Origin of the sequence: Exiguobacterium sp. s163 (assembly GCF_018617135.1) — a bacterium.
Taxonomy (GTDB): Bacteria; Bacillota; Bacilli; order Exiguobacteriales; family Exiguobacteriaceae; genus Exiguobacterium; species Exiguobacterium profundum.
The window spans coordinates 89,175-109,101 of the sequence record NZ_JACSJN010000002.1; the positions used below are offsets into that span (position 1 = coordinate 89,175).

Consider the following 19,927-nt stretch of genomic DNA (forward strand, 5'->3'; position numbering starts at 1 on the left):
GGAGGACTATACATTGCGTAAACTCATGCATGTGGCCATAATCTTCATTTTACTACTTTCGTTCGTCCCTCAAAGTAAGTTCGTAGAGGCACAAGAATTACCGAAATATAAAGTATTGTATTTAAGAGATGCGTATACAGCAAGCAATGTATTGACTCAAAAGGCTTTAGATACGGCGATTGAATCATATAAAAAGACACTCGTAAGTGATTTAAACAGCTTGAACAAGCTTGAGATTGACTTTATGACGGTCAAGCAATTCAATGCGACTCGTTTCCCAATGGATGGGGCTTACGATGCGATTGTGTTGGGAAGCAGTCCTCTTGAAAAGAAATATCAAGAAGCGCTTGATGACGTGAATAAAATCAAATCGACATCAAATCGAAGTGCAGAGCACGATACCACAAAAATTTTAAATGATTTAACCGATTTAAAGTTAGGTGAAATTACAGATTTTTATGTGAAAACTGGATTGCCAGTATATTTTCATAAAGACGTCACGCTTGGTAGTAAAAACGTGAAACAATTATCTACACTAAAAGAATTCACGAATGTGAAACAATTTGAAACTGATCAGGCAATCATTAATCAGTTGATTAATCTTAAGAGCATTCGCCCGTTATTATCGAATGTAGAAGTGACATATAATCGACAGCCACTTGTAAATCAAACGGTACAGATTAAAAACAATGACCGAAAACCTTTCCAATTTAACTATCAGTTTGTAAATCCACCAACTTCAAGTACGATTGTCGAATTGTATATTGATTTTAATCATAATGATCGCTTTGATGCTGAAGATAAAGTGAGAGAAGTGATTGCAAGCTCAACGACTCAACTCGAGTTTTTCTTGTCTCGACCTACGTATACCGGTCCGAAAAATTGGATGATTGTTGCTAAAGATACAGTCACGGGACGTAAAGATTATAAAAAAGGAACGTTTCTCTATATCGATCAAAAAGTAGAAGCGAATATTTTACAATTAACTGCGGGAACAACGAGTAATGGTAAAATATCTGACCACTTATCAAATATGTTGACAGACGGGAATGGTCAATATCAATTTACATTAAACAATGGTACGACTAGTGAATTTCAATCAGGGAAATTTGATCAAGGATTGAATAACAACACATATGATATGCTGATTTTTGGATTTCAGGATTCATATAACACACAAGGTAGCATGAATGTTGCTGCAACGTCTAAAGTCAAATCGTTTTCAGAAACAGGACAAGGCGTTATGTTGACTCATGACACGATATTTAGATCTGGTGGTGGGAACTCGGCCACTTCAGAATGGGAACGTCAATTTGTCAATGCAGATTCCGCACAAAATATTTCAGGGCAACGAATTTATACAAATATAGGATATGGTGCACCACAGCCAACGAAAGTGATTGAAAAGGTGCAGGACGGAATTTTTACTTCCTACCCATATGTGTTAGATGATGCGCCAAAAGCTATTTCTACAACACACAACCAATACTTTACGCTTGATTTGAATGACCCTGAAGTGACACCTTGGTATAACTTATCTGCTGACAATAGTAATAATAACAATAAGCGTTCTTACGGAGATGCAAGCAACCATTACTACACGTATACAAAAAACAACTTCACCTACTCCGGTGCAGGGCACACGAACAAGTTCTCAGTAGAAGATGAGAAAAAAATCTTCATCAATACGATGTATCGCGCCTTTATCGGGGCGAATCATAAACCTTACAACGTGATTGAGTCCGTCAGTGATTCAAACCAGTCCTATACCTCTGCTGATTTAAAAGCCGGGACTGTTGAAGTGACTGCTGGACAAGACGTTAAATTGATGTGGCGACCGAGCGACTATGATTTCCAAGACTTGTTCCTCAATTCAACCATCACATATAACGGCAAACAGGTCGCATTCGAAAACTTACGTAACTACGAAGTCAAAGAGTTTACGATTCCGGCAGCGGATGTTGTCGCAGACCGACCGATTGAAGTGAAGATCGAGACGTCCGATCAACGGAATGCGAAGGTGAGTGATACGTTCACCATCAACGTCAAACGTGCGGAGAATGTTTCCGACTTGATTCAAGTGTCCCGGTCGATTGACCCGTCGACGATCAACTTATACGAAACGGGAACGATTCACTATCAAATTCAATATCCGGAACGTTTCGACCGATTACCGAATCAGTTGGGCGATAAGTTTTTACGAGTGGATTTAACGACCTTCACAGAAAAACTACCAAGCCAACTCGAAGTGGTGGCGATTCGTGATGCGAATGGAAATGAATATCCTGTCACCAACCCGAATGAAATCAAGTTACAGCTGAAACCAGACTTGTACTACGAACGAAACGGGAACACGAACATTTTCCTCCCGAACGATAGTGGAAATCGAACCGTGAAGTTTGAAGTAGTCGTTCGAGCCATCGAGCCTTCTGCTTCACTCATCCAATTGAAAAAAGCGGATAACCAATTAACGACGTTGATTGAGTATTCGAAGAAGCGTGATCACATTTTAGATAAGCATAATGACTGGGATAAGGAACTAGAGGTTCAATCGTCATTCCCAGACTTGCTGATCAATATCGGGGCGCCGTACGCGTACGAAGCGAAGATTCCTGACGTCACGTTACAAATTGGGGCACAGCAGATTGTGAGTCCGACCATCACGGATGCGAAAGGCAACACCTTTACGAACCCGAAATGGAAAAGCTTGAAGTGGGAAATCGTTGATGCGAACGGTGTTGCGAAACTCGTCACCCAAGGAAACAATGCGATTGTGACCGGTTTGAAAACAGGAACTGCGAAATTGCGATTGACAATCGATCCGGGCGATAAGAAACCTCTTGTCATAGCTGAGTCGAAAGTCAATGTCATCAGTCCGCCTGAGCAACTCGCCATCCCGTCGACAGAGCTATATGTCGGTCAAACGACTACCGTCACACCAAAAGTCATGCCCGAAACGGCTCAATACAAGTCGGTTCGCTATGTCGTCGAATCCGGGGATAGTGTGAAGTTTGAACAAGTTGGAAACAACTTGAACATCATTGGACTGAAACCAGGTACGACTCAGTTTAAGGCGACTGTGGATGTCGGTGACCTCTTCGGTGGCTTAAATATCGCTACTCCGAGCACCGTCTTTACCATCCAAGTCAAGGCACCATCCTTGAGCCAAACGCCGAGCCAACTCGACCTTTGGGTATGGGATAGTTTGGATGAAGAAAAACGTGTAAATGAAGTCGCCTCGATTCAAGTGACCTCAACACCAACCGTATCCATTCCGTTTGAACGAATCGGGTCCATCCCATCTGCTCTAACGGTGACACAAAGTGCGACAGGATATGAATTACGTGCCAACCATGGCTACGGAACTAATGGTGTCGTGACAGACATTCTGATTCAGACGACATTCGATGACAATGCGTTACGAAACATTCGTTCGAACACGTCGATTGTCCGTGTCAACGAATACCCGAACCAATTGATGTCAAAAGACATGACAATCAATATTGGTGAAGGGACGGCACCACGACTACCTCTTCTTGAGTACTGGCCTACGACTTCGACTTGGCGTGACTATCGCATGGAGATTGTATCCGGCGAAGAATATGTTCAAGTGAGTGGATCAGGAAAAGAGTTGATTCCAGTGAAACCGGGTGTGGCGAAAGTGGAAGTCTACACGACGCTTCCGGCTGGAAAACCGTTTGAAGCCGTGAAGGATACGTTTTATGTACGCATCATCCAAACGAATGCCTCGGGACAGGATGATGACCGTTATTAAGTGAATGGCAGAAAGTTGGCGAATGATGAATCGCAAGCGAATAATGATTGGCATCACCGGATTGATTCTCGTCATCGGATTGGGAGGGCTCCTGTACTGGAGTCAATCCCAACCCGAGCTCTCGCAGTTATCCGGTGACGATTTAGTAAAAGAAGTGAGTCAACGCTCTTCGGTGACAGAAGAAGAATTGACAGATTTACAGGCAAGGGAAGAATGGGAGGCCGTCCGACTTGTTCTAGAAGACAAAAAAGTTGTGCCGACAGCCGAGCAATTCGCCACGGCAGTGACGTTCGCACCTCTAGACGTGATTGAAGCATACTTCGAACAAGGACTTGACCCATTTGAAGAAGTGGAAGGGATGCCCGTCATCACACCATTGTTCAGTGCGAACGGCAGTCCGGATCAATGGAAGCTGGCGATGCGTTACGTTGAAGACGAACGACTCCTTGGGATTGCGGTCGACTCGTTGAATCTCGATGCGGTCAAAGAACTCCTCGGGCAAGGCTATACGATTCAAGATACCGAATCGGTGTTATTGCAGCCTGTTCGTCACAATCAAGTCGAGTTAACGCAACTGCTTCTCGACAACGGCGCGCAATGGACAAAGGAAATGGAACAGACGGCCAAAGACTACAACTCGGACCTCATTCTAAAGATGGGGAACTAAAAAAAACGGCTTCTTCTCAATCAGAGAGGAAGCCGATTTTTTGAATTCATTTCAATTGAACAGGGTGACTGACGAAGAATTGCAGTTGATTCGTGACAGGGAGTGTTTCCAATTGATTGAACACGGAATCGTTATAAGTCAGTTTCAATCGAGACTTTTCGGCCTCGTGAGCTGGAACTTGACGGTCGAAGTTCTCAGCTGGACTTAAGCCGTTGCCCCCAGTAAATTCCCCTCTGAAGACGTTCACTTCAAGTGGTCCCTTACTATACAGACCTCCGTTGACTTCGAGAATGGATCCGACCGCATACACATAGGTCGGTTCGTTCGAGTCACTATACATGAATGCCTGGAGCGTCGTCGGTGTGTCGTCAAACTCGTTGATTCGGTTTAACAGGATCTTTCCTTTAGATAACAGAATGAGCGAGTTCCCTTTGTCTGCATCAATCGGAAGAATATTGGCTCGGTCGATGAACGTATCGCCGAGCGTGTAGACCGTCGAACTGAAGGAGACGTTCCCTTTAATAGTCAAGTCACCACGTACGATCAGGGGCCGTGCAATCGTCAGCTTCTCAAGGGATTCAATGACGACGTCGCCGTCAAAAAGGAGCGGGGCATTCGACTCGGTGATGGATTCCGTGACATACATGGCACGGTCGGAAATGGCATCCGGTAATGTCACGATGGTCGGGTCGGTGAGTGCGTTATAAGCATCCGCCCGTAAGTACGAAGTCGGGCGTTCGATAATCGAGGTCCCATCTTCCGATAAAACCCTTTCGAGTTCGAATACTTGATCGGTCGAGCGAATCAGACCTTCTCCAAAGATTTTTGAGTCGACGTTATTGGTGTAGGCGAGCGGTGTGTCGAGTCGTCGATTTAAAAATTCGATGATTGAGTAGTCGTATTGGAATGGAGAAAAGCGACTCGGGGACACCCCGGCGTCCGCCTTTTCGCCAGCTTGTTCCGTACCTACTGTAAAGTAGTTCTCTTGCTGGCAACTCAAGCAATCGCTCAATTCGACTAAATCGATTCGGCCATTCAAGTGAAGGCGACTGGAATCGACATTTTCAATTTGCTTCGCCACACCATCCAATTGGAAGTTCGCTTGGCGCATGAAAGCGAGGGGACCACCTGAATAGATATTTCCTTGAATCGTCGGCATGCCGTTTACGTCTAACTGTTGGTCGGACCCGAGGACGTAGTATAAAAAGGAAGGGAGAGCCGTCAAATATAAATCTTGTGTGTATTCAACGGTAAGCTCCGGTTGTTCCGGATTCACTTGTCGCGATGCCGTAACGTTCACTTGGAGAATCGTCGTGAACGGTGCCGTTTGAATCGTCGTATCCATCGCATCTTTCTTCAAATCAATGGAATAGCGGACCTCGCTGTCTGTCGTCAAATCCGTAAACGGCTCGTCACTGACAAGTAGCGATTGTACTGCAGTTTGAAATGCCACTTCCGACTCCATATGGGTCGGGACTTCCGCTTCTCCATGGAGCGGGAACTGGGTCCGAACCTCATCGGCGATGAGGCGAAGTGCGCTTTTCGCATCTTCATTCAGTTGAGTATCTTCTGTACGGATAACGGTCAATTTATTCGTCGCCAAGTTGACTTGCATGGCCGCAAGTGACAGAACAGCGAGGGCTGCCATCGTCACGAGAACAAGCACGAGAACATATCCGTCTTCACGTTTTCGCATCAGGATGCCTCCTTTCTTAGAATGGGATGGAGCTTTCAAATGTCGTAACAGAATCGGGATCGTTCGACTGAGTCAAATCCATCTCGATTTCGATGAGTCCACCGGTCATGTAAGTCGGGCGTCTCGGATCGAACACGGGATCTTTTAACTGGATGGTCATCCGTTCGACTGTGATTTGTGGATTAGAAGGCGTAAACGAATCCTCTGAGAGAACCAAGTCGGTCGGGACGTATCCCGCCTCCCGGTAAATCATTCCGGCTTCCGATATGTCTGGAGCGGACAATCGATAAAATTGAAACGAGCCGTCCACTTCCGTCACGGCGTCGAATTCGGTCCGGTTCACGTCAGAGAGCACGGAGGCAATCAAATAGTCGGCCTCGCTTCGAAGGTCACTCGTCTCGTTCGTCATTTGAAAACCGAGCGTTCCAGTGATAAAGGCCGTAATGATGACGCCACTTAAAATCGAAGCGACGACGACTGTGACGAGCAACTCGACGAGCGTGAAGCCGTCTTCACGTTTCTCCATCTCAGTCAGTTGTCGGGACAGCCGTTTCAGGGAACGGTTCGCGCAATGTCGCATTCGAAATGACTCCTTTCAAGGTGACGGGCGTTTGCAAACGGTCGGTCGTCACCGAAATTTCAACTTCAATGGTATGTCCGGGTGCAGTGGACAGCATTTGAATGGTTGCGATATACGTATCCCCATGGATTCGGGTATCTTCGCAGAAGTCGCACGTCGAGCTGATCCCGTCCCGATTCAACAATTGACGCAGTTCGAGCGGTTCATCAACGGACGCGGCCCGTCGATTTAAAGTATGTAACGTGTTTTGCGCGACTTGGTTCGCAATCGTTTGATTGAGGCTGTCGTGTGTCGTCTTCAAACTTTGGCTGAAAATCGAAAGTAAAGAAAATGAGACAATGGAAAGAACAACGATGGAGACGAGCACTTCGACGAGCGTAAAACCTTTTTCGGCATGCGACAAGACATTGACCTCCTATTCAAAAAAAGTAAAACAATCGGAAAATAACGTATGCAATACTGAATTAAATGTTATTTTTTGTACAATACATATTATACTAAAGTTATACGCTGAACGGATATATAGAATAGAAGTCGGATTAGACACGGGGGGATTTTACATGAAGCGGTATGGGATGCATCTTTTCATTTTGATTGGACTCGTCGTACTCGTGACATTACCGACGATCGGACTCGTCAATTATTTAGACGCGTCCGCTGAGTCGAGTGCTACATATAAAAAAGACACGACGGTCGCGGGTGTCGACGTATCAGGGATGACGAAAGAAGAAGCGAACGTTCGTCTCGATAATGCGATTAAAGACTTTAATACGGCACCCTTTTCAATCAATTTGATGGATGGGACGGTCATGGAGGTTGGCAAAGAGGTCGTGACGTTCGATGTATCGAATACGTTAGACTCCATCAAAGATACAGGTGCCTATCCTCTATTGACATCTGTAGATGAAACGAAAGTCGAGCCTTATCTCGAAGGTCAGCCTGTGACGTTGACGATGATTGCCCCGGCGTTGATGGATGCCGCATCAATGTTGGAGTCATCTGTGACATTAGAGCAAGTCGCGGCGGAAAGCGAGGTCGTCGCCTCGTTCACCGTGAGCCCGACACCAGCCATGCAGTCAGCACTTGATCGAATGAACGGATTCGAGATGGCGGCGGGCGACATCTTCAGTCTTAAATCGTTCGGAGAAGATTACGAGGCGCTCACGACACTCGGGTCTTCGTTCTACCGCATGTTTGCGGCGACACCGTTCGCCATTCTTGAACGTGTGCCGCATGAAACACTTCCTTCCGGGGTGGAACTGGGCTATGACACGAAAGTCGATGAGCGTTCAAACTTTGCTGTTCAAAACCGAGAAGACACATCGTACGCCATCCTCGTCTTGAATGAAGGGGGTTCTGTGACGGTCCAATTGCTCGGGCAACCGTTTGACACCGCTTTCGAGGCGAGAGTGGAAGAAGTGAAGACGGTACCGCATCAAAAAGTCGTCCGTTTCTCATCATCGCTCCCATCTGGCAGTTCATCGGTCACCCAGTCAGGTCAAGATGGACAGTCAGGTAAGCTCTACCGGGTCACAGTGACTGAAGAAGGAGAGACGATGGAATTACTCGGGTTTGATTTTTATGCCCCAACACCGGAAATCGTGACGAAGAGTTCCGTGCCGCTTCCGCCACCAGATCCGGTCGAACCGGTCATTCCGACATTCCCGGATGAGGACGAGGAAGAAGAAGACCCGTTCCCGAATGATTCGAACGACGACCCGTTTGAGGCAGAACCGCCAGTATTAGAAGAAGAACCTGCAGAAGAGGAGGCAGTCGGATGATTGGCTATTTGATTTTACTCGGCTTTTGGGTACTCGCCACATTGACGCTGTTCGCCTTATCCGTTCCGATGATGCGAAAACGTGAAACGAAACTTGTCATCAGTCTATGGACGGCACTCTTATCTAGCGGCGTCTACGTGATGGTAGAGGAATCACTCGTACAAACATGGTGGGCATGGTTGGTTCTCGTTGTATTGTTGATTGGAGGGGTGGCTGCGAGCGTCTTTGTCGAAGAACGGAATGACAAGGCCGAGCAGGAGGAGGCTCCTCAAAGGATGGTGAAGTAACGTGAGACGAACGAAACGAAGATTAGGTGAGATGCTGATCGAGGCTGCGCTTATTACGACGAATCAGCTCGATGAAGCGCTTGAACAGAAGCGTCCCGGAGAAAAACTAGGGGACGCCTTAATTCGACTAAACCATATTACCGAGACACAGTTGATTCAAATGATTCACGAACAGTTGCATGTGCCGATCATTGAGTTGTACTCCTATGACATCAATGTGACGGTCACGAAGCTCGTACCGAAAGCATTGGCACAAAAGCACGATATCATGCCATTTGAATTGAACGGGAATACGCTTCATGTCGCAACAGCCGACCCACTCGATCTCATTGCCATCGATGACGTCCGTCTTCAGACCGGGATGAACATCGAAATCGGCATCGCGACGAGAGAACAGATTCGAAAGACGATCAGTCGATACTATGAGATGGACCATTCGCTCGTCGAAATTTTGAAAGAGGATGCCCCGGAGATCGAGCGACAGGAAACAATCAGTCGAGACGATGCACCGATTATTCGACTCGTGAACCAGTTGTTCTTAAGTGCCATCGACCAACGCGCTTCGGACATCCATTTCGATCCGCATGAGAAACAGCTCCACGTCCGTTTTCGGATTGATGGGGACTTGCGTACCGAGACGGTCTATCCGAAGAAGATTCAAAGCGTCATGCTGACGCGTCTCAAAGTCATGAGTAACCTCGACATCACAGAAAGTCGCCTACCACAAGATGGGCGAATCAAGTACACATTGCGCAATCGCGCCTATGATTTCCGCGTCTCGACGCTCCCGACGATGTATGGAGAGAAAATCGTTATTCGGGTCCTCGACTCATCTCAAGGACTGACCGATTTGACGAAACTCGGATTCGGCGAGCGAAACGAACAGGCGTACCGTGACATGCTGAAACGTCCGAACGGAATTATCTTGATCACCGGTCCGACCGGTTCAGGGAAGTCGTCGACATTGTACGCTTCGTTGAAAGAACTGAATGATGAGACGAAAAACATCATTACGGTAGAAGACCCAGTCGAGTATCAACTTGACGGCATCAACCAGGTTCAGGTCAACTCGAAAGTCGGCTTGACGTTCGCGTCAGGGCTTCGTTCAATTTTACGTCAAGACCCGAACATCGTCATGGTCGGAGAGATTCGGGACACGGAGACGGCTGAGATTGCCATTCGTGCCTCGCTCACGGGTCACCTTGTTTTGTCAACGCTACATACGAATTCAGCGATCAGCTCCATCACCCGTCTCGTCGATATGGGGGTCGAGCCGTTCCTTGTCGCCGCTTCGACGACGGGACTTGTGGCACAACGACTCGTCCGTCGCGTCTGTCGTGACTGTGGTCAAGTCGAACCGGTATCGAAGAGCGAACGTAGCCTGTTCGACGCAGAGGGTGTACACATCGACCACATCGTTCGGGGAAAAGGATGCTCGTCATGCAACTTCACAGGGTATCGTGGGCGCCTCGCCATTCACGAAGTCGTCCCAATCGATGAAGGCTTGCGCCGGATGATCATGAACCAGGCGACCGAGTCTGAGATGGTCGATTATGCGAAGTCGCAAGGAGCGACATTCCTGCTTGCGGACGGGTTAGAAAAAGTCGCCGCCGGTCTGACGACGACAGAAGAAATATTACGAACGGTCATTACGGAGAATGCTTATGATTAATCAATCGATTGAAACCATCTTGACGAATGCGGTCGAGAAACGTGCCTCGGACATTCACCTGACAGCCGGTTCCCCACCGATTATTCGAGTAGATGGGAGTCTCATTACGATGGGCGAGGAGAAGGTATTACCGCACCATCTTGAAGGATATTTAAAAGAAATTATGACCGATGATATGCGCGAACGTCTCGAGCATGATCGGGATCTCGATTTCTCGTTCGGTGTCCCACGTGTTTCCCGTTTTCGGGTCAACGCCTACTATCAACGAGGCACGATTGCCATCGCATTCCGGTCCATTTCCGGGGAAATCCCGACGTTGAATGAACTCAATTTGCCGACTGTGTTGAAGCGTTTGATTGAAAAACCGCATGGTCTCATCTTGGTCACGGGTCCGACAGGGTCAGGGAAATCGACGACGCTTGCCGCGATGATTCATGAGATTAACCGCACGCAGCGAAAGCGGATCATCACGCTAGAAGATCCGATCGAGTATTTGCATTCCCACGACCAGAGTATTGTCGACCAACGGGAAATCGGCTCTGACGTCATGAAATTTGTGAGTGGTCTACGGGCTGCCTTACGGCAAGACCCAGACGTCATTCTGCTTGGGGAGATGCGGGACTTAGAAACGATTTCGACGGCGATGACCGCCGCAGAGACGGGGCACCTCGTCATGGCAACGCTCCATACGTCGAGTGCGATGTCGACGGTGAGTCGAATCATCGACGCGTTCCCAGCTGAGCAACAGGACCAAATCCGGACACAACTCGCCAACGTCCTGCTTGGCGTCGTGAGTCAACGGTTATTTCCACGGATTGATGTGCCGAAAGGACGCGTCGCCGCCATGGAAATCATGTTGGGGAATCCGGCTGTTGCCAACTTGATTCGAAATGAAAAAGAGTTCCAGTTGCCGACCGTCATCCAGACGAGTCGCCAGCACGGGATGCAGTCGATGGATGCCGCCATCGAACAACTCGTTCGGCAAGGGATCATCAATCCAAACGCCGTTCCGACAGAAGAGATGAGGTGATGAGTGATGGCGATATTTCAGTATGAAGGAAAGCTCCTGAACGGGAAGCGTAAGAAAGGTCGCATCACGGCCGTCTCGCTTCGGGAAGCGAAAGAAAAGTTGCGTCAAGAGTCGATTCTCGTAACGGACTTGGCCGAGCTCGAGTCGACCGGACTGAACATGGAAGTGAATCTGCTTCCGGAACGGGTAAAAATCGAGCACTTGATCATGTACGTCCGTCAGTTCGCGACGCTCATCCGGGCGGGTGTCCCAATTGTTCGTGCGACTTCAATCTTACGTGTACAGACCGAGTCGAACGTATTGAAGAAAGCATTGAGTCAAGTCGAGGATGATTTGAAGGAAGGGATTGCCTATTCTGAGGCGATTAAAAAACACCCACGCGTCTTTTCGAACTTCTTTAGTTCGATGGCACTTGCCGGGGAGACGAGTGGAAACTTGGAGGAGGCGCTTGATCAAATTGGGCTCCAACTCCAAAAACAATATGACGTGAAGCGGAAGGTCATTTCTGCCCTCACGTATCCGTTGGTCGTCTCCATCGTCGCCATCGGCGTTGTCGCCTTTTTGATGGTAAACGTCGTCCCGACATTCGCGAGCATCTTTGGTCAACTCGGTGGCGAGCTTCCGCTCATCACACGAATTGTTGTCGCAGTCTCCGATTTCATCGCGGCCTTTTGGTGGCTGTTACTTGGACTCGCGATTCTCGGAGTTCTCACCTTCACCTGGATGTTGAAGCGGGACCGGGAACGGTTCGTCATTGATGGCTTGCTATTGAAGATGCCGATTTTCGGAACGATTGTGATGAAGTCTCAGATTGCCTTGTTGACGCGAAGTTTAGCAGTCCTCCTACAGGCAGCCGTCCCGATTTTGACGGCGATTGAAATCACCGAGCGAATCGTATCGAACCGTGTCATCCGGAAAGGGTTGACTGAAGCGCGCGAAATGATGGCGCAAGGTGTACCACTTCACGAACCGCTCATGCGAAATGCGAATTTCCCGGCGCTCATGACACAGATGATCGCCGTCGGGGAAGAGAGTGGAGATTTGGATTCGATGTTGAACGAAGTCGCTGAGTTTTATGAGACAGAGGTCGAGACGACAACCGACCGCTTGAAGTCGATTATTGAGCCGCTTCTCATCGTCGTATTGGCAAGCGTCGTCGGGGTCATCGTCATCTCGATTGTCGTCCCGATGTTCCAAATCTATGGTGATATTCAGAATCAGTAAAGGAATATGCAAGCTTTTGAAAATATACCTTTTCAATACTATATTTAGAAGGTATAGTAAAATTGTTCTACTTTTATATTAGGTCTTAAGTAATTTATCTAGTTTAATCACAGCACATTACACAAAAGGGGAGAATGAATCATGGTAGAGAAGTTGAAAATGATTTGGCAAGATGCCAAACAGTTAAAAGATGAGCGTGGACTTACACTCGTCGAGTTACTCGTCGTCGTCGTTATTTTAGGGATTATCGCAGCCATCGCAGTCGTTGCGATTGGTGGGATCATCGAGAACTCGAAGAAGGATGCAATGGTTTCTGATGCTAAGCAGATGGTCAGTGCGGCGAAGTTGTATGTTGCTTCGAATGAAGTCGGTAACGGAGCGGTAATTCGATTCGTTGGAGACGTAGGAACGGGTGAACTCAACGCTAAAAATATGATTGATACGATGAAAGACCCGTTTGGATCGGATTATACAAATGGTGTTGTATACGTAATCAAAGATTCAAACAACAAGTATTCATATAAAGTATGGCTTGATGGAGCCAAAGATATCGGAACTGCAGCTACGGATGCAGGCACGGTTGCAAGTAGTGGATTGAAGAAAGACTCAGTTAACTAATGTTTGTTTATGCCGGCTGGCGCTGGGCACTCGCTCAGCCTAGCCGGTTTTCTATTTTTGGCATATACTGACAAAAGGAGGATCCTTCCTTGATTGAATCGATTGGATTCCTATATAGCATCGTCCTCGGGGCGGTCATCACGTCGTTCACCAACGTCGTCGGGCTCCGCGTGCCACGTCAGCAATCGATTGTGACGCCGCGGTCACATTGTCCGTCTTGCGGTCACGAATTGTCACCGTGGGAACTCATCCCGCTTTTCGGCTATCTCGCCTTAAGAGGCAGATGTCATGGGTGTGGCGAGCGGATCGCGCCGACGTATCCGATTTTTGAATTACTTGGAGCCATTGGATATGGCTATAGCTTTTCACTCTACGGATTCAGTGTGACGACGCTACTCGCGTTCGCTTTCTTGTCGACCTTACTCGCTTTGGCGATGTCTGATTTATCGACGATGCTCGTGCCGAATGTCATCTTGCAATTCACGGCACCGGTATTACTTCTCCTCACCTATCTGACAGGGGCATCTTGGTGGAACCCGCTTGTAGGGGCGTTGCTCGGATTTTCGCTCCTCGCGACCGTCTTTTTCGTGTCAAAAGGGGGACTTGGGGCAGGGGACGTCAAATTGTTTACTATGATTGGTCTTGTGCTCGGTCCACGTGACGTGCTCGTCGCCTTATTTTTATCGAGCTTGATTGGGGCGGTCGTCGGGATTGGATTGATGGCCACAAAGAAAATCGGGCGAAAACAGCCGATTCCGTTCGTCCCGTCCATTGCGCTCGGGACGATGTTGACGTTTTGGTTTAGTGAAAGTTTTTTTGATTGGTATTTTGAGTTGATGTAGGGGGAAACGATCATGAGTCGTGGGATAGAGAAAGGGACGGTCGCGTATTTTTCGTTTGATGCGCTCAGCATCCACGGGGCCGTCATCAAACAAGGGGTGTTCAAACGAAGCGCCTCGGTTCAGTTAGCAAAAGACGCATACGGAGAAGGGAAGATTCTCGATGAGACGGCGTTCAGTCTCGCTTTCGATGAGCTCTGTCGCAAGTTGAAAGTGCGACGCGGGATGACGTGTGCAATCGCATTGGACGAGACCGAAGTGTTGTCACGAAAAGTCGAGATTCCTTCTTCGATTCCGAAGGACGAGATTCGTGGCTATCTCTTCATGGAAATCGGGAGCTCAATCATCTTGCCGTTCGATGATGTGTCGTTCGATTATGAAGTGTTAGGAGAAGACGGAGTCAAGACGGACGTCATGTTGCATGCCGTTTCGATCGAATTGACGAAATCGCTCCGCGCGTACATGAAAAAACGCGGTTTAGCGTTGAAGAAAATCACGCCACGTTCTGTCGCGGTCGCCAATGGGATCATGCGTTTATCGGAGATTGATCCGCTTCAATCGACATTACTCTGGCATATCACGCCGTTTTCGCATCAATTGCTCGTCCTTGAGGAAGGGCAGATCCGTTTCATCCGCTCGATCGAACTAGACCTCCCGTATCAAGTCGGGACGAAAGATGGTGTCGTGACCTATACATATGATGGGACAGGCGAGATGAAGGCCAATCAGTTGGATGACTGGTTGAACGAACTCGCTCGCTTCCTCGATTTCTATCGGTATTCTCTGCGGACGGATGGTCGAGCCATCGATGAGCTATACGTTTCGGGAACTGTCCCGGAAGTCGATGATCTCGTCCGTATGATTCAGGCTGAGTCCCTCGTCTCGGTGACGCGTGTCGAGCAACCGCTCGCCATCGCTCACGGGACACCGCTATCGCATCAAATGTTGCCACTCCTTGGGATGGCGACGCTTCAGCGCGATCGGGACACGAACTTCATCAATTCGACGGACGTGACACTCCGTTGGCCGATCGTGACAGGTCTCGTCGCCCTTCTTCTCGGAGGAGGGGCGGCCGGATACTTGTACTATGAGGTCGGCCAACTTGAAGCAGAACAGACGCGAATCGAAGAAGAGTTACAGCTCGTCCAAATTTATCAAACGGAACAAGTGAATTCGAAAGCGCAACAAGTGCTTTCGCTCGACCAGACCGTGACGGCGTTGACCGACATGGAAAAGGATGCGGTGCCGGCACTGCGCGCGTTGACTGAGCAGTTGCCTCCTACTGGCTACGTCTTGACGTATAACTACGCGGATGGCTCCATCATGAGCGTCCGAACTCAATTCGAGACGTTAGAGGACTTGAACGCATTCCAGCGCTCGCTCATGACCGATGAGCGATTCCTCGACGTCAAACTCCTCGGTGTGACGACGGAGTTGAAAGCGGATGTGGATTCAGAGGAAGAGGAGAACTCATTTGAAGAAGAGCCGCTCCCACGCTATATCGGAGAGTTCACGTTCATGTTCCAAGACGTTGAGGACGAGTTGACAGAGGAAGAGGACACGGATGAGGAGGTGGTGAGTCAATGAAACGTTCGACAATCTATGCGTTATTTGCGATTTGCCTCCTTGCCGCAATCATCGCACCGGCTTACTTTGGCTATACGTACTACGTCAAACAAGGAGAAGTCGAAGCGCTTGAGCGAGACCTCTCGCTCGAACAAACAAAACTGGAGTTGTTGCGTCAAGAAGGGAAAGCCGTTGATGTAGCGGACTCTCAGACGCTTCAGACACGCGTTCCGACAGTTCCTGCCCTCGACACGGTCGTTGAGGCGTTGTCACAGGCAAGTCTTCTTGCGGGTGTCAATGTGACAAGTATCGCATTTGCGGATGGCGTCGTGGCCGAGTCGGAAGTGCCAGAAACGGTCGAGCCGTTCAATCCGGCTGACGTGAGTGCGACGAACGAACCGGCTGAACCGACGGACGTTGCACCTGTCAACGCTTCTACGGTCCGTTCGACGGTCAATCTTCAAGCAGAGACGTATGAAGCGCTCGTCTCGTTCTTGGAGTCGATCGAGGCGATGAATCGGATTCACGTGTTACGGACGGTTCAATTCACGGGACCTGCCGAGACGGGACCGAATACGGTCGAAGAAGTGCAGTCGCTCGAGTTTACAGTCGAGCTCGATGCCTTCTATCGTCCGGACCTCGACCAACTCGTTCCAGACCGATACATTCCGGAACCGGCGTTTGAGCAAAAGGATATCCCGGTATACGACTATACGACACCATAAGTCGGCACGTCCCTTCGCAATTGAAGGGACGTGTTTTTCGTCGCGGGTCATTGTGTTTAGGAGGCACGTTGCCTACAATCAACAGTGAAGACCGAAACGGGAAGGAACGCCGTTTTGGAAGAAGAGAAGGAGTCGATACAATGAATTCAACACAGAAGCGTGTCATTCTCGCCTCGATGTCACCGCGACGTACCGAGCTATTGACGAAAGCCGGAATCAAGCATGAGGTCATCCCATCGACCGTGACGGAAGGGACAGACGGTCGGGAGACACCGAGTGATTATGTCGCTCGTCTGGCCCGGGAGAAAGCGATGGATGTGGCAAGGCAACACCGTGATGCCATCGTCATCGGCGCGGATACGGTCGTCGTCTTGAATGGGGGCATCTTAGAAAAACCGACAGACCGGGAGGATGCGAAACGGATGCTTGAACGATTATCCGGTTCGACCCATGAAGTGCTGACGGGTGTGAGTATCATCGGTGTGACCCAAGATTTGTTCGTCACGTCGACGCGTGTGACGTTCGCTGAGATTCCTGAAACCTGGCTAGCGGATTATCTAGATTCGACAGAGCCCTACGATAAGGCGGGTGCGTATGGGATTCAAGGATCGGGTGGTCTCTTCGTCGAAGGAATCGAAGGGGATTTTTATAATGTCGTCGGATTGCCGATTCATCCGCTCGTCAAAACGCTCGACCGGCATGGGGTGACGCCTCGCTTTCTGTGAACTTGAAAGTAGGTGAAGGAATGACCATGGTGTTTGACCGTAGTGTAGCGACCGCAATCGCCAGATTGCTTCAAATCGGAGGACGGGGACCTGACCCGATGGAGACGGCTCGTCGTATCTCGGACGTCTACCCGACGTTACGGGCGTTGTCGCAAGCGTCCGTCCACGATTTATGCAAGATCGAAGGGATGACGAAGAAGAAGGCAGAGCAACTCCTCGCCGCGTTCACAATCGGGATTCGATACGTCGAGGAACCGAAAGCGAGTATGCCGACGATTCGTTCGCCGCAAGACGCCTATGAGTTGTTGCGGGATGAATTGAGACTGTTGAATCAGGAGCATTTCGTCTGTTTGTATTTGAATACGAAGAACCAACTGATTGCGCGGAAGACACTCTTCGTCGGAGGGCTCAACTCGTCAATCGTCCACCCGCGTGATGTGTTTCGTGAGGCGCTCAAGTTGTCGGCGGCATGCTTTATCGCCGTGCACAATCATCCGAGCGGGGACGCGACTCCGAGTCGGGAAGACATCGAGGTGTCTGAACGGTTGGTCGAGGCGGGCAATATCGTCGGCATCGCCTGTCTCGACCATGTCATCATCGGGGAAGACCATTACGTCAGCATGAAGCAGCGGGGATATATGAATGGGTGAGAAGTAGAGAGCAGGCATCGTGATGTCTGCTTTTTTGTGTTTACGAGAGCACTGGCACCTCATTAAATTTTGGATATAGTTGGAAATCGATGAATGGAAGTGTAGAATTTGAAGAGCGTAGAAATAATGATGCATAAGTTTGTACATAGGAGGTTACCGAATGTCGCGAATCACGATATGGAATGTGATCGGATGGGGATTTCTTCTTTTCTTAGCAGTCAGTAAATCCTTTTTCAGTGAGCAATTATCTTTGATCACGACTGGTCTGGGCGGATTGATTTGTTTGATTTTAGCTCTTTGCATGATTTTTCACGAAGGAAAAGAGAAATCACAACATTCGAATGAATTGTCTGAATGAAGATAGTTTTCTCTAATCGAATCAAGATGTTGATTAGAAAACAAATGAGGTGTTTTTATGGAAAAAATAATTTGGATCCTGATGGTCGGATTATCGCTTTTTGTGAGTTACATACATCTAGAACCAACCATCTTCTCGATCGTTGTGTTCATCCTGTTTTTATTTGTGAGCACAGCGCTGTTTATGCGGTTCGATCAGGACCACTGGCTCGACCGCGTCTCGCCGCTCGTCGGTGTTGGCGTAGGAGTTCTATCGCTCATCGCTTATCTCGGTATGATCGTGCTCTCTTTCAATGAACTCAATCAACTCGGCATCTGGACGGTACTCGTCCGCCTCCTACTCATGTACATCGGAATTTACATTTTCGTCGTGACGACATCGAGCTTTTTGGCAGGAGCGACCCGACTCAAGCCATCCCGCTTCTTTCGGCCGGTGTTGATTTTCTCGGTATTCTTTTACGGAGCGATGTTACTGCTTCCGCTCCAACCGGGATTGTAACCGTTCTCTCCTTAGGCAGACGCTCACTTGCGTCTGCTTTTTTGATTTGCCTTTTTGCCGAAAAGAAGGCAAACTAATAGACGGTGAGACAGGACTGAGATGCGGTTATTGTAAATAACCTGTAATCGAATGAACGTTTTCAAACATGATTTTTCCGTTATAATAAAAAATAGTGTAATGAAGAGAGGAGCAACACCTATGTTTCGTAGTTTTAACCGAGAAATCGGAATCGACCTTGGAACGGCTAACACGCTCGTTTATGTAAAGGGTCAAGGAATTGTTGTTCGTGAACCGTCCGTCGTGGCGTTCCGCACAGATACAGGTAGAATTGAGGCCGTTGGTAACCAGGCCAAAGATATGATTGGACGTACTCCGGGGAACGTCTCTGCACGTCGTCCGATGAAAGACGGCGTCATCGCTGACTTCGAAACGACAGCGACGATGATCAAATACTTCATGGAGCAAGCTCAAAAATCAAAAGGCGGTTTGTTCTCATCGAAGACGAACGTCATGATTTGTGTCCCAAGCGGTATCACGTCTGTTGAAAAACGTGCCGTGGAAGACGCTGCGAAACAAGCAGGCGCTCGTGAAGCATACACAATCGAAGAACCGTTCGCAGCAGCAATCGGTGCAGGCCTCCCAGTTTGGGAACCGACTGGCTCGATGGTCGTCGATATCGGTGGCGGTACGACCGAAGTCGCAGTGATCTCACTCGGCGGCATCGTGACAAGCCAATCGATTCGTGTCGGTGGTGACGAAATGGATGATGCCATTATTCGTTACATCAAGAACAAGTACAACCTCATGATCGGGGAGCGTACATCTGAGACGCTCAAAATGGAAGTCGGTTCGGCGCGCATCGATGCATCGAACGAAGCGGAGAAGATGGAAATCCGTGGTCGCGACCTCGTAACAGGACTTCCAAAACAAATCGAAGTCACGTCTGCAGAAGTGTGTGAAGCTCTTTCGGATACAGTTGAAGCGATTTTAGCAGGGGTCAAGCAAACGCTTGAGCAAACTCCTCCAGAACTTGCGGCTGACGTTATGGACCGCGGAATCGTCTTGACTGGCGGCGGCGCCCTCCTCAAAAACTTGGACGACGTGATCTCAGACGAGACACACATCCCGACACTCGTTGCGGATGAGCCACTCGACTGCGTAGCGGTCGGGACTGGAAAATCTCTTGAAATGATGGACGTCCTCCGTTCGAAATCAGGCATCTCGTCACGTCGATGA

General features: G+C 48.8%; 19 protein-coding genes. 16 read left to right on the forward strand and 3 right to left on the reverse strand.

All coding sequences use genetic code 11. The annotated features are described in order from the left end of the window. Positions 1 to 13 precede the first annotated feature (13 nt). Together KNO71_RS06960 and KNO71_RS06965 are read left to right on the forward strand one after the other, a co-directional pair. Entirely contained in the window at positions 14 to 3,775 is a 3,762-nt protein-coding gene (locus KNO71_RS06960; RefSeq protein ID WP_214687807.1) for a DUF5057 domain-containing protein, read from the forward strand. 25 nt (positions 3,776 to 3,800) lie between these two features. Next, entirely contained in the window at positions 3,801 to 4,442 is a 642-nt protein-coding gene (locus KNO71_RS06965) for an ankyrin repeat domain-containing protein (RefSeq protein ID WP_214687808.1), read from the forward strand. A gap of 46 nt (positions 4,443 to 4,488) precedes the next feature. Here KNO71_RS06965 and KNO71_RS06970 read toward each other — a convergent pair whose 3' ends face one another. Genes KNO71_RS06970 through KNO71_RS06980 form a run of 3 tightly spaced genes read right to left on the reverse strand, consistent with a single transcriptional unit; the run spans position 4,489 to position 7,121 of the window. Then, positions 4,489 to 6,138, reverse strand: a complete 1,650-nt coding sequence (locus tag KNO71_RS06970; RefSeq protein ID WP_214687809.1) for a hypothetical protein — start codon at positions 6,136 to 6,138, stop codon at positions 4,489 to 4,491. 16 nt (positions 6,139 to 6,154) lie between these two features. Then, positions 6,155 to 6,718, reverse strand: coding sequence for a prepilin-type N-terminal cleavage/methylation domain-containing protein (locus tag KNO71_RS06975; RefSeq protein ID WP_230872789.1), 564 nt, complete (start codon positions 6,716 to 6,718; stop codon positions 6,155 to 6,157). Next, the gene (locus KNO71_RS06980; protein ID WP_078146547.1) at positions 6,666 to 7,121 is read right to left on the reverse strand and encodes a type IV pilus modification PilV family protein; all 456 of its coding nucleotides are present in this window, start codon (positions 7,119 to 7,121) and stop codon (positions 6,666 to 6,668) included. The genes KNO71_RS06975 and KNO71_RS06980 overlap by 53 nt, the downstream gene beginning before the upstream one ends. Before the next feature lie 157 nt (positions 7,122 to 7,278). On the opposite strand from KNO71_RS06980, the gene KNO71_RS06985 reads away from it, so the two are divergent. The 14 genes from KNO71_RS06985 (at position 7,279) to KNO71_RS07050 (ending at position 19,927) form a co-directional block, all read left to right on the forward strand. Then, the gene (locus KNO71_RS06985; RefSeq protein ID WP_214687810.1) at positions 7,279 to 8,499 is read left to right on the forward strand and encodes a G5 domain-containing protein; all 1,221 of its coding nucleotides are present in this window, start codon (positions 7,279 to 7,281) and stop codon (positions 8,497 to 8,499) included. After that, positions 8,496 to 8,786, forward strand: coding sequence for a hypothetical protein (locus tag KNO71_RS06990; RefSeq protein WP_078146549.1), 291 nt, complete (start codon positions 8,496 to 8,498; stop codon positions 8,784 to 8,786). Before KNO71_RS06985 ends, KNO71_RS06990 begins: the two co-directional genes overlap by 4 nt. Before the next feature lies 1 nt (position 8,787). Further along, the gene (locus KNO71_RS06995; protein ID WP_143404754.1) at positions 8,788 to 10,458 is read left to right on the forward strand and encodes a GspE/PulE family protein; all 1,671 of its coding nucleotides are present in this window, start codon (positions 8,788 to 8,790) and stop codon (positions 10,456 to 10,458) included. Then, positions 10,451 to 11,488, forward strand: coding sequence for a type IV pilus twitching motility protein PilT (locus tag KNO71_RS07000; RefSeq protein WP_015881136.1), 1,038 nt, complete (start codon positions 10,451 to 10,453; stop codon positions 11,486 to 11,488). The genes KNO71_RS06995 and KNO71_RS07000 overlap by 8 nt, the downstream gene beginning before the upstream one ends. A gap of 6 nt (positions 11,489 to 11,494) precedes the next feature. Then, positions 11,495 to 12,712: a type II secretion system F family protein gene (locus tag KNO71_RS07005; protein WP_214687811.1), complete on the forward strand. Its 1,218-nt coding sequence runs from the start codon at positions 11,495 to 11,497 to the stop codon at positions 12,710 to 12,712. A 141-nt stretch (positions 12,713 to 12,853) separates the two neighbouring features. After that, positions 12,854 to 13,330, forward strand: coding sequence for a prepilin-type N-terminal cleavage/methylation domain-containing protein (locus KNO71_RS07010; protein ID WP_214687813.1), 477 nt, complete (start codon positions 12,854 to 12,856; stop codon positions 13,328 to 13,330). Between the two features lie 89 nt (positions 13,331 to 13,419). Further along, the gene (locus KNO71_RS07015) at positions 13,420 to 14,172 is read left to right on the forward strand and encodes a prepilin peptidase (protein WP_078146552.1); all 753 of its coding nucleotides are present in this window, start codon (positions 13,420 to 13,422) and stop codon (positions 14,170 to 14,172) included. A 12-nt stretch (positions 14,173 to 14,184) separates the two neighbouring features. Further along, positions 14,185 to 15,756 (forward strand): pilus assembly protein PilM, encoded by a 1,572-nt coding sequence (gene pilM / locus KNO71_RS07020; protein WP_078146553.1) that lies wholly within the window; start codon positions 14,185 to 14,187, stop codon positions 15,754 to 15,756. After that, a complete protein-coding gene (locus KNO71_RS07025; RefSeq protein WP_047795506.1) occupies positions 15,753 to 16,460 on the forward strand; it encodes a hypothetical protein in 708 nt (235 codons plus the stop codon). The genes pilM and KNO71_RS07025 overlap by 4 nt, the downstream gene beginning before the upstream one ends. A 140-nt stretch (positions 16,461 to 16,600) precedes the next feature. Then, a complete protein-coding gene (locus KNO71_RS07030; protein WP_214687815.1) occupies positions 16,601 to 17,185 on the forward strand; it encodes a Maf family protein in 585 nt (194 codons plus the stop codon). Between the two features lie 20 nt (positions 17,186 to 17,205). Next, complete coding sequence (gene radC / locus KNO71_RS07035; protein WP_214687816.1) at positions 17,206 to 17,835, forward strand: RadC family protein; 630 nt, start codon at positions 17,206 to 17,208, stop codon at positions 17,833 to 17,835. Between the two features lie 160 nt (positions 17,836 to 17,995). Beyond that, a complete protein-coding gene (locus KNO71_RS07040) occupies positions 17,996 to 18,193 on the forward strand; it encodes a hypothetical protein (RefSeq protein WP_214684635.1) in 198 nt (65 codons plus the stop codon). Between the two features lie 57 nt (positions 18,194 to 18,250). Beyond that, positions 18,251 to 18,691: a hypothetical protein gene (locus KNO71_RS07045; RefSeq protein ID WP_214684633.1), complete on the forward strand. Its 441-nt coding sequence runs from the start codon at positions 18,251 to 18,253 to the stop codon at positions 18,689 to 18,691. Between the two features lie 198 nt (positions 18,692 to 18,889). Beyond that, positions 18,890 to 19,927 (forward strand): rod shape-determining protein, encoded by a 1,038-nt coding sequence (locus KNO71_RS07050; protein WP_074037493.1) that lies wholly within the window; start codon positions 18,890 to 18,892, stop codon positions 19,925 to 19,927.

Bases quoted from the DNA above. Each gene is read 5' to 3' on its own strand.
- KNO71_RS07010 (WP_214687813.1), top strand. From the start codon at position 12,854: ATGGTAGAGAAGTTGAAAATGATTTGGCAAGATGCCAAACAGTTAAAA.
- KNO71_RS06990 (WP_078146549.1), top strand. From the start codon at position 8,496: ATGATTGGCTATTTGATTTTACTCGGCTTTTGGGTACTCGCCACATTG.
- KNO71_RS07050 (WP_074037493.1), top strand. From the start codon at position 18,890: ATGTTTCGTAGTTTTAACCGAGAAATCGGAATCGACCTTGGAACGGCT.
- KNO71_RS07000 (WP_015881136.1), top strand. From the start codon at position 10,451: ATGATTAATCAATCGATTGAAACCATCTTGACGAATGCGGTCGAGAAA.
- KNO71_RS07040 (WP_214684635.1), top strand. From the start codon at position 17,996: ATGTCGCGAATCACGATATGGAATGTGATCGGATGGGGATTTCTTCTT.
- KNO71_RS06970 (WP_214687809.1), bottom strand. From the start codon at position 6,138: ATGCGAAAACGTGAAGACGGATATGTTCTCGTGCTTGTTCTCGTGACG.
- radC (WP_214687816.1), top strand. From the start codon at position 17,206: ATGACCATGGTGTTTGACCGTAGTGTAGCGACCGCAATCGCCAGATTG.
- KNO71_RS06985 (WP_214687810.1), top strand. From the start codon at position 7,279: ATGAAGCGGTATGGGATGCATCTTTTCATTTTGATTGGACTCGTCGTA.
- pilM (WP_078146553.1), top strand. From the start codon at position 14,185: ATGAGTCGTGGGATAGAGAAAGGGACGGTCGCGTATTTTTCGTTTGAT.
- KNO71_RS06975 (WP_230872789.1), bottom strand. From the start codon at position 6,718: ATGCGACATTGCGCGAACCGTTCCCTGAAACGGCTGTCCCGACAACTG.
- KNO71_RS07045 (WP_214684633.1), top strand. From the start codon at position 18,251: ATGGAAAAAATAATTTGGATCCTGATGGTCGGATTATCGCTTTTTGTG.
- KNO71_RS07005 (WP_214687811.1), top strand. From the start codon at position 11,495: ATGGCGATATTTCAGTATGAAGGAAAGCTCCTGAACGGGAAGCGTAAG.
- KNO71_RS07030 (WP_214687815.1), top strand. From the start codon at position 16,601: ATGAATTCAACACAGAAGCGTGTCATTCTCGCCTCGATGTCACCGCGA.
- KNO71_RS07025 (WP_047795506.1), top strand. From the start codon at position 15,753: ATGAAACGTTCGACAATCTATGCGTTATTTGCGATTTGCCTCCTTGCC.
- KNO71_RS06965 (WP_214687808.1), top strand. From the start codon at position 3,801: ATGAATCGCAAGCGAATAATGATTGGCATCACCGGATTGATTCTCGTC.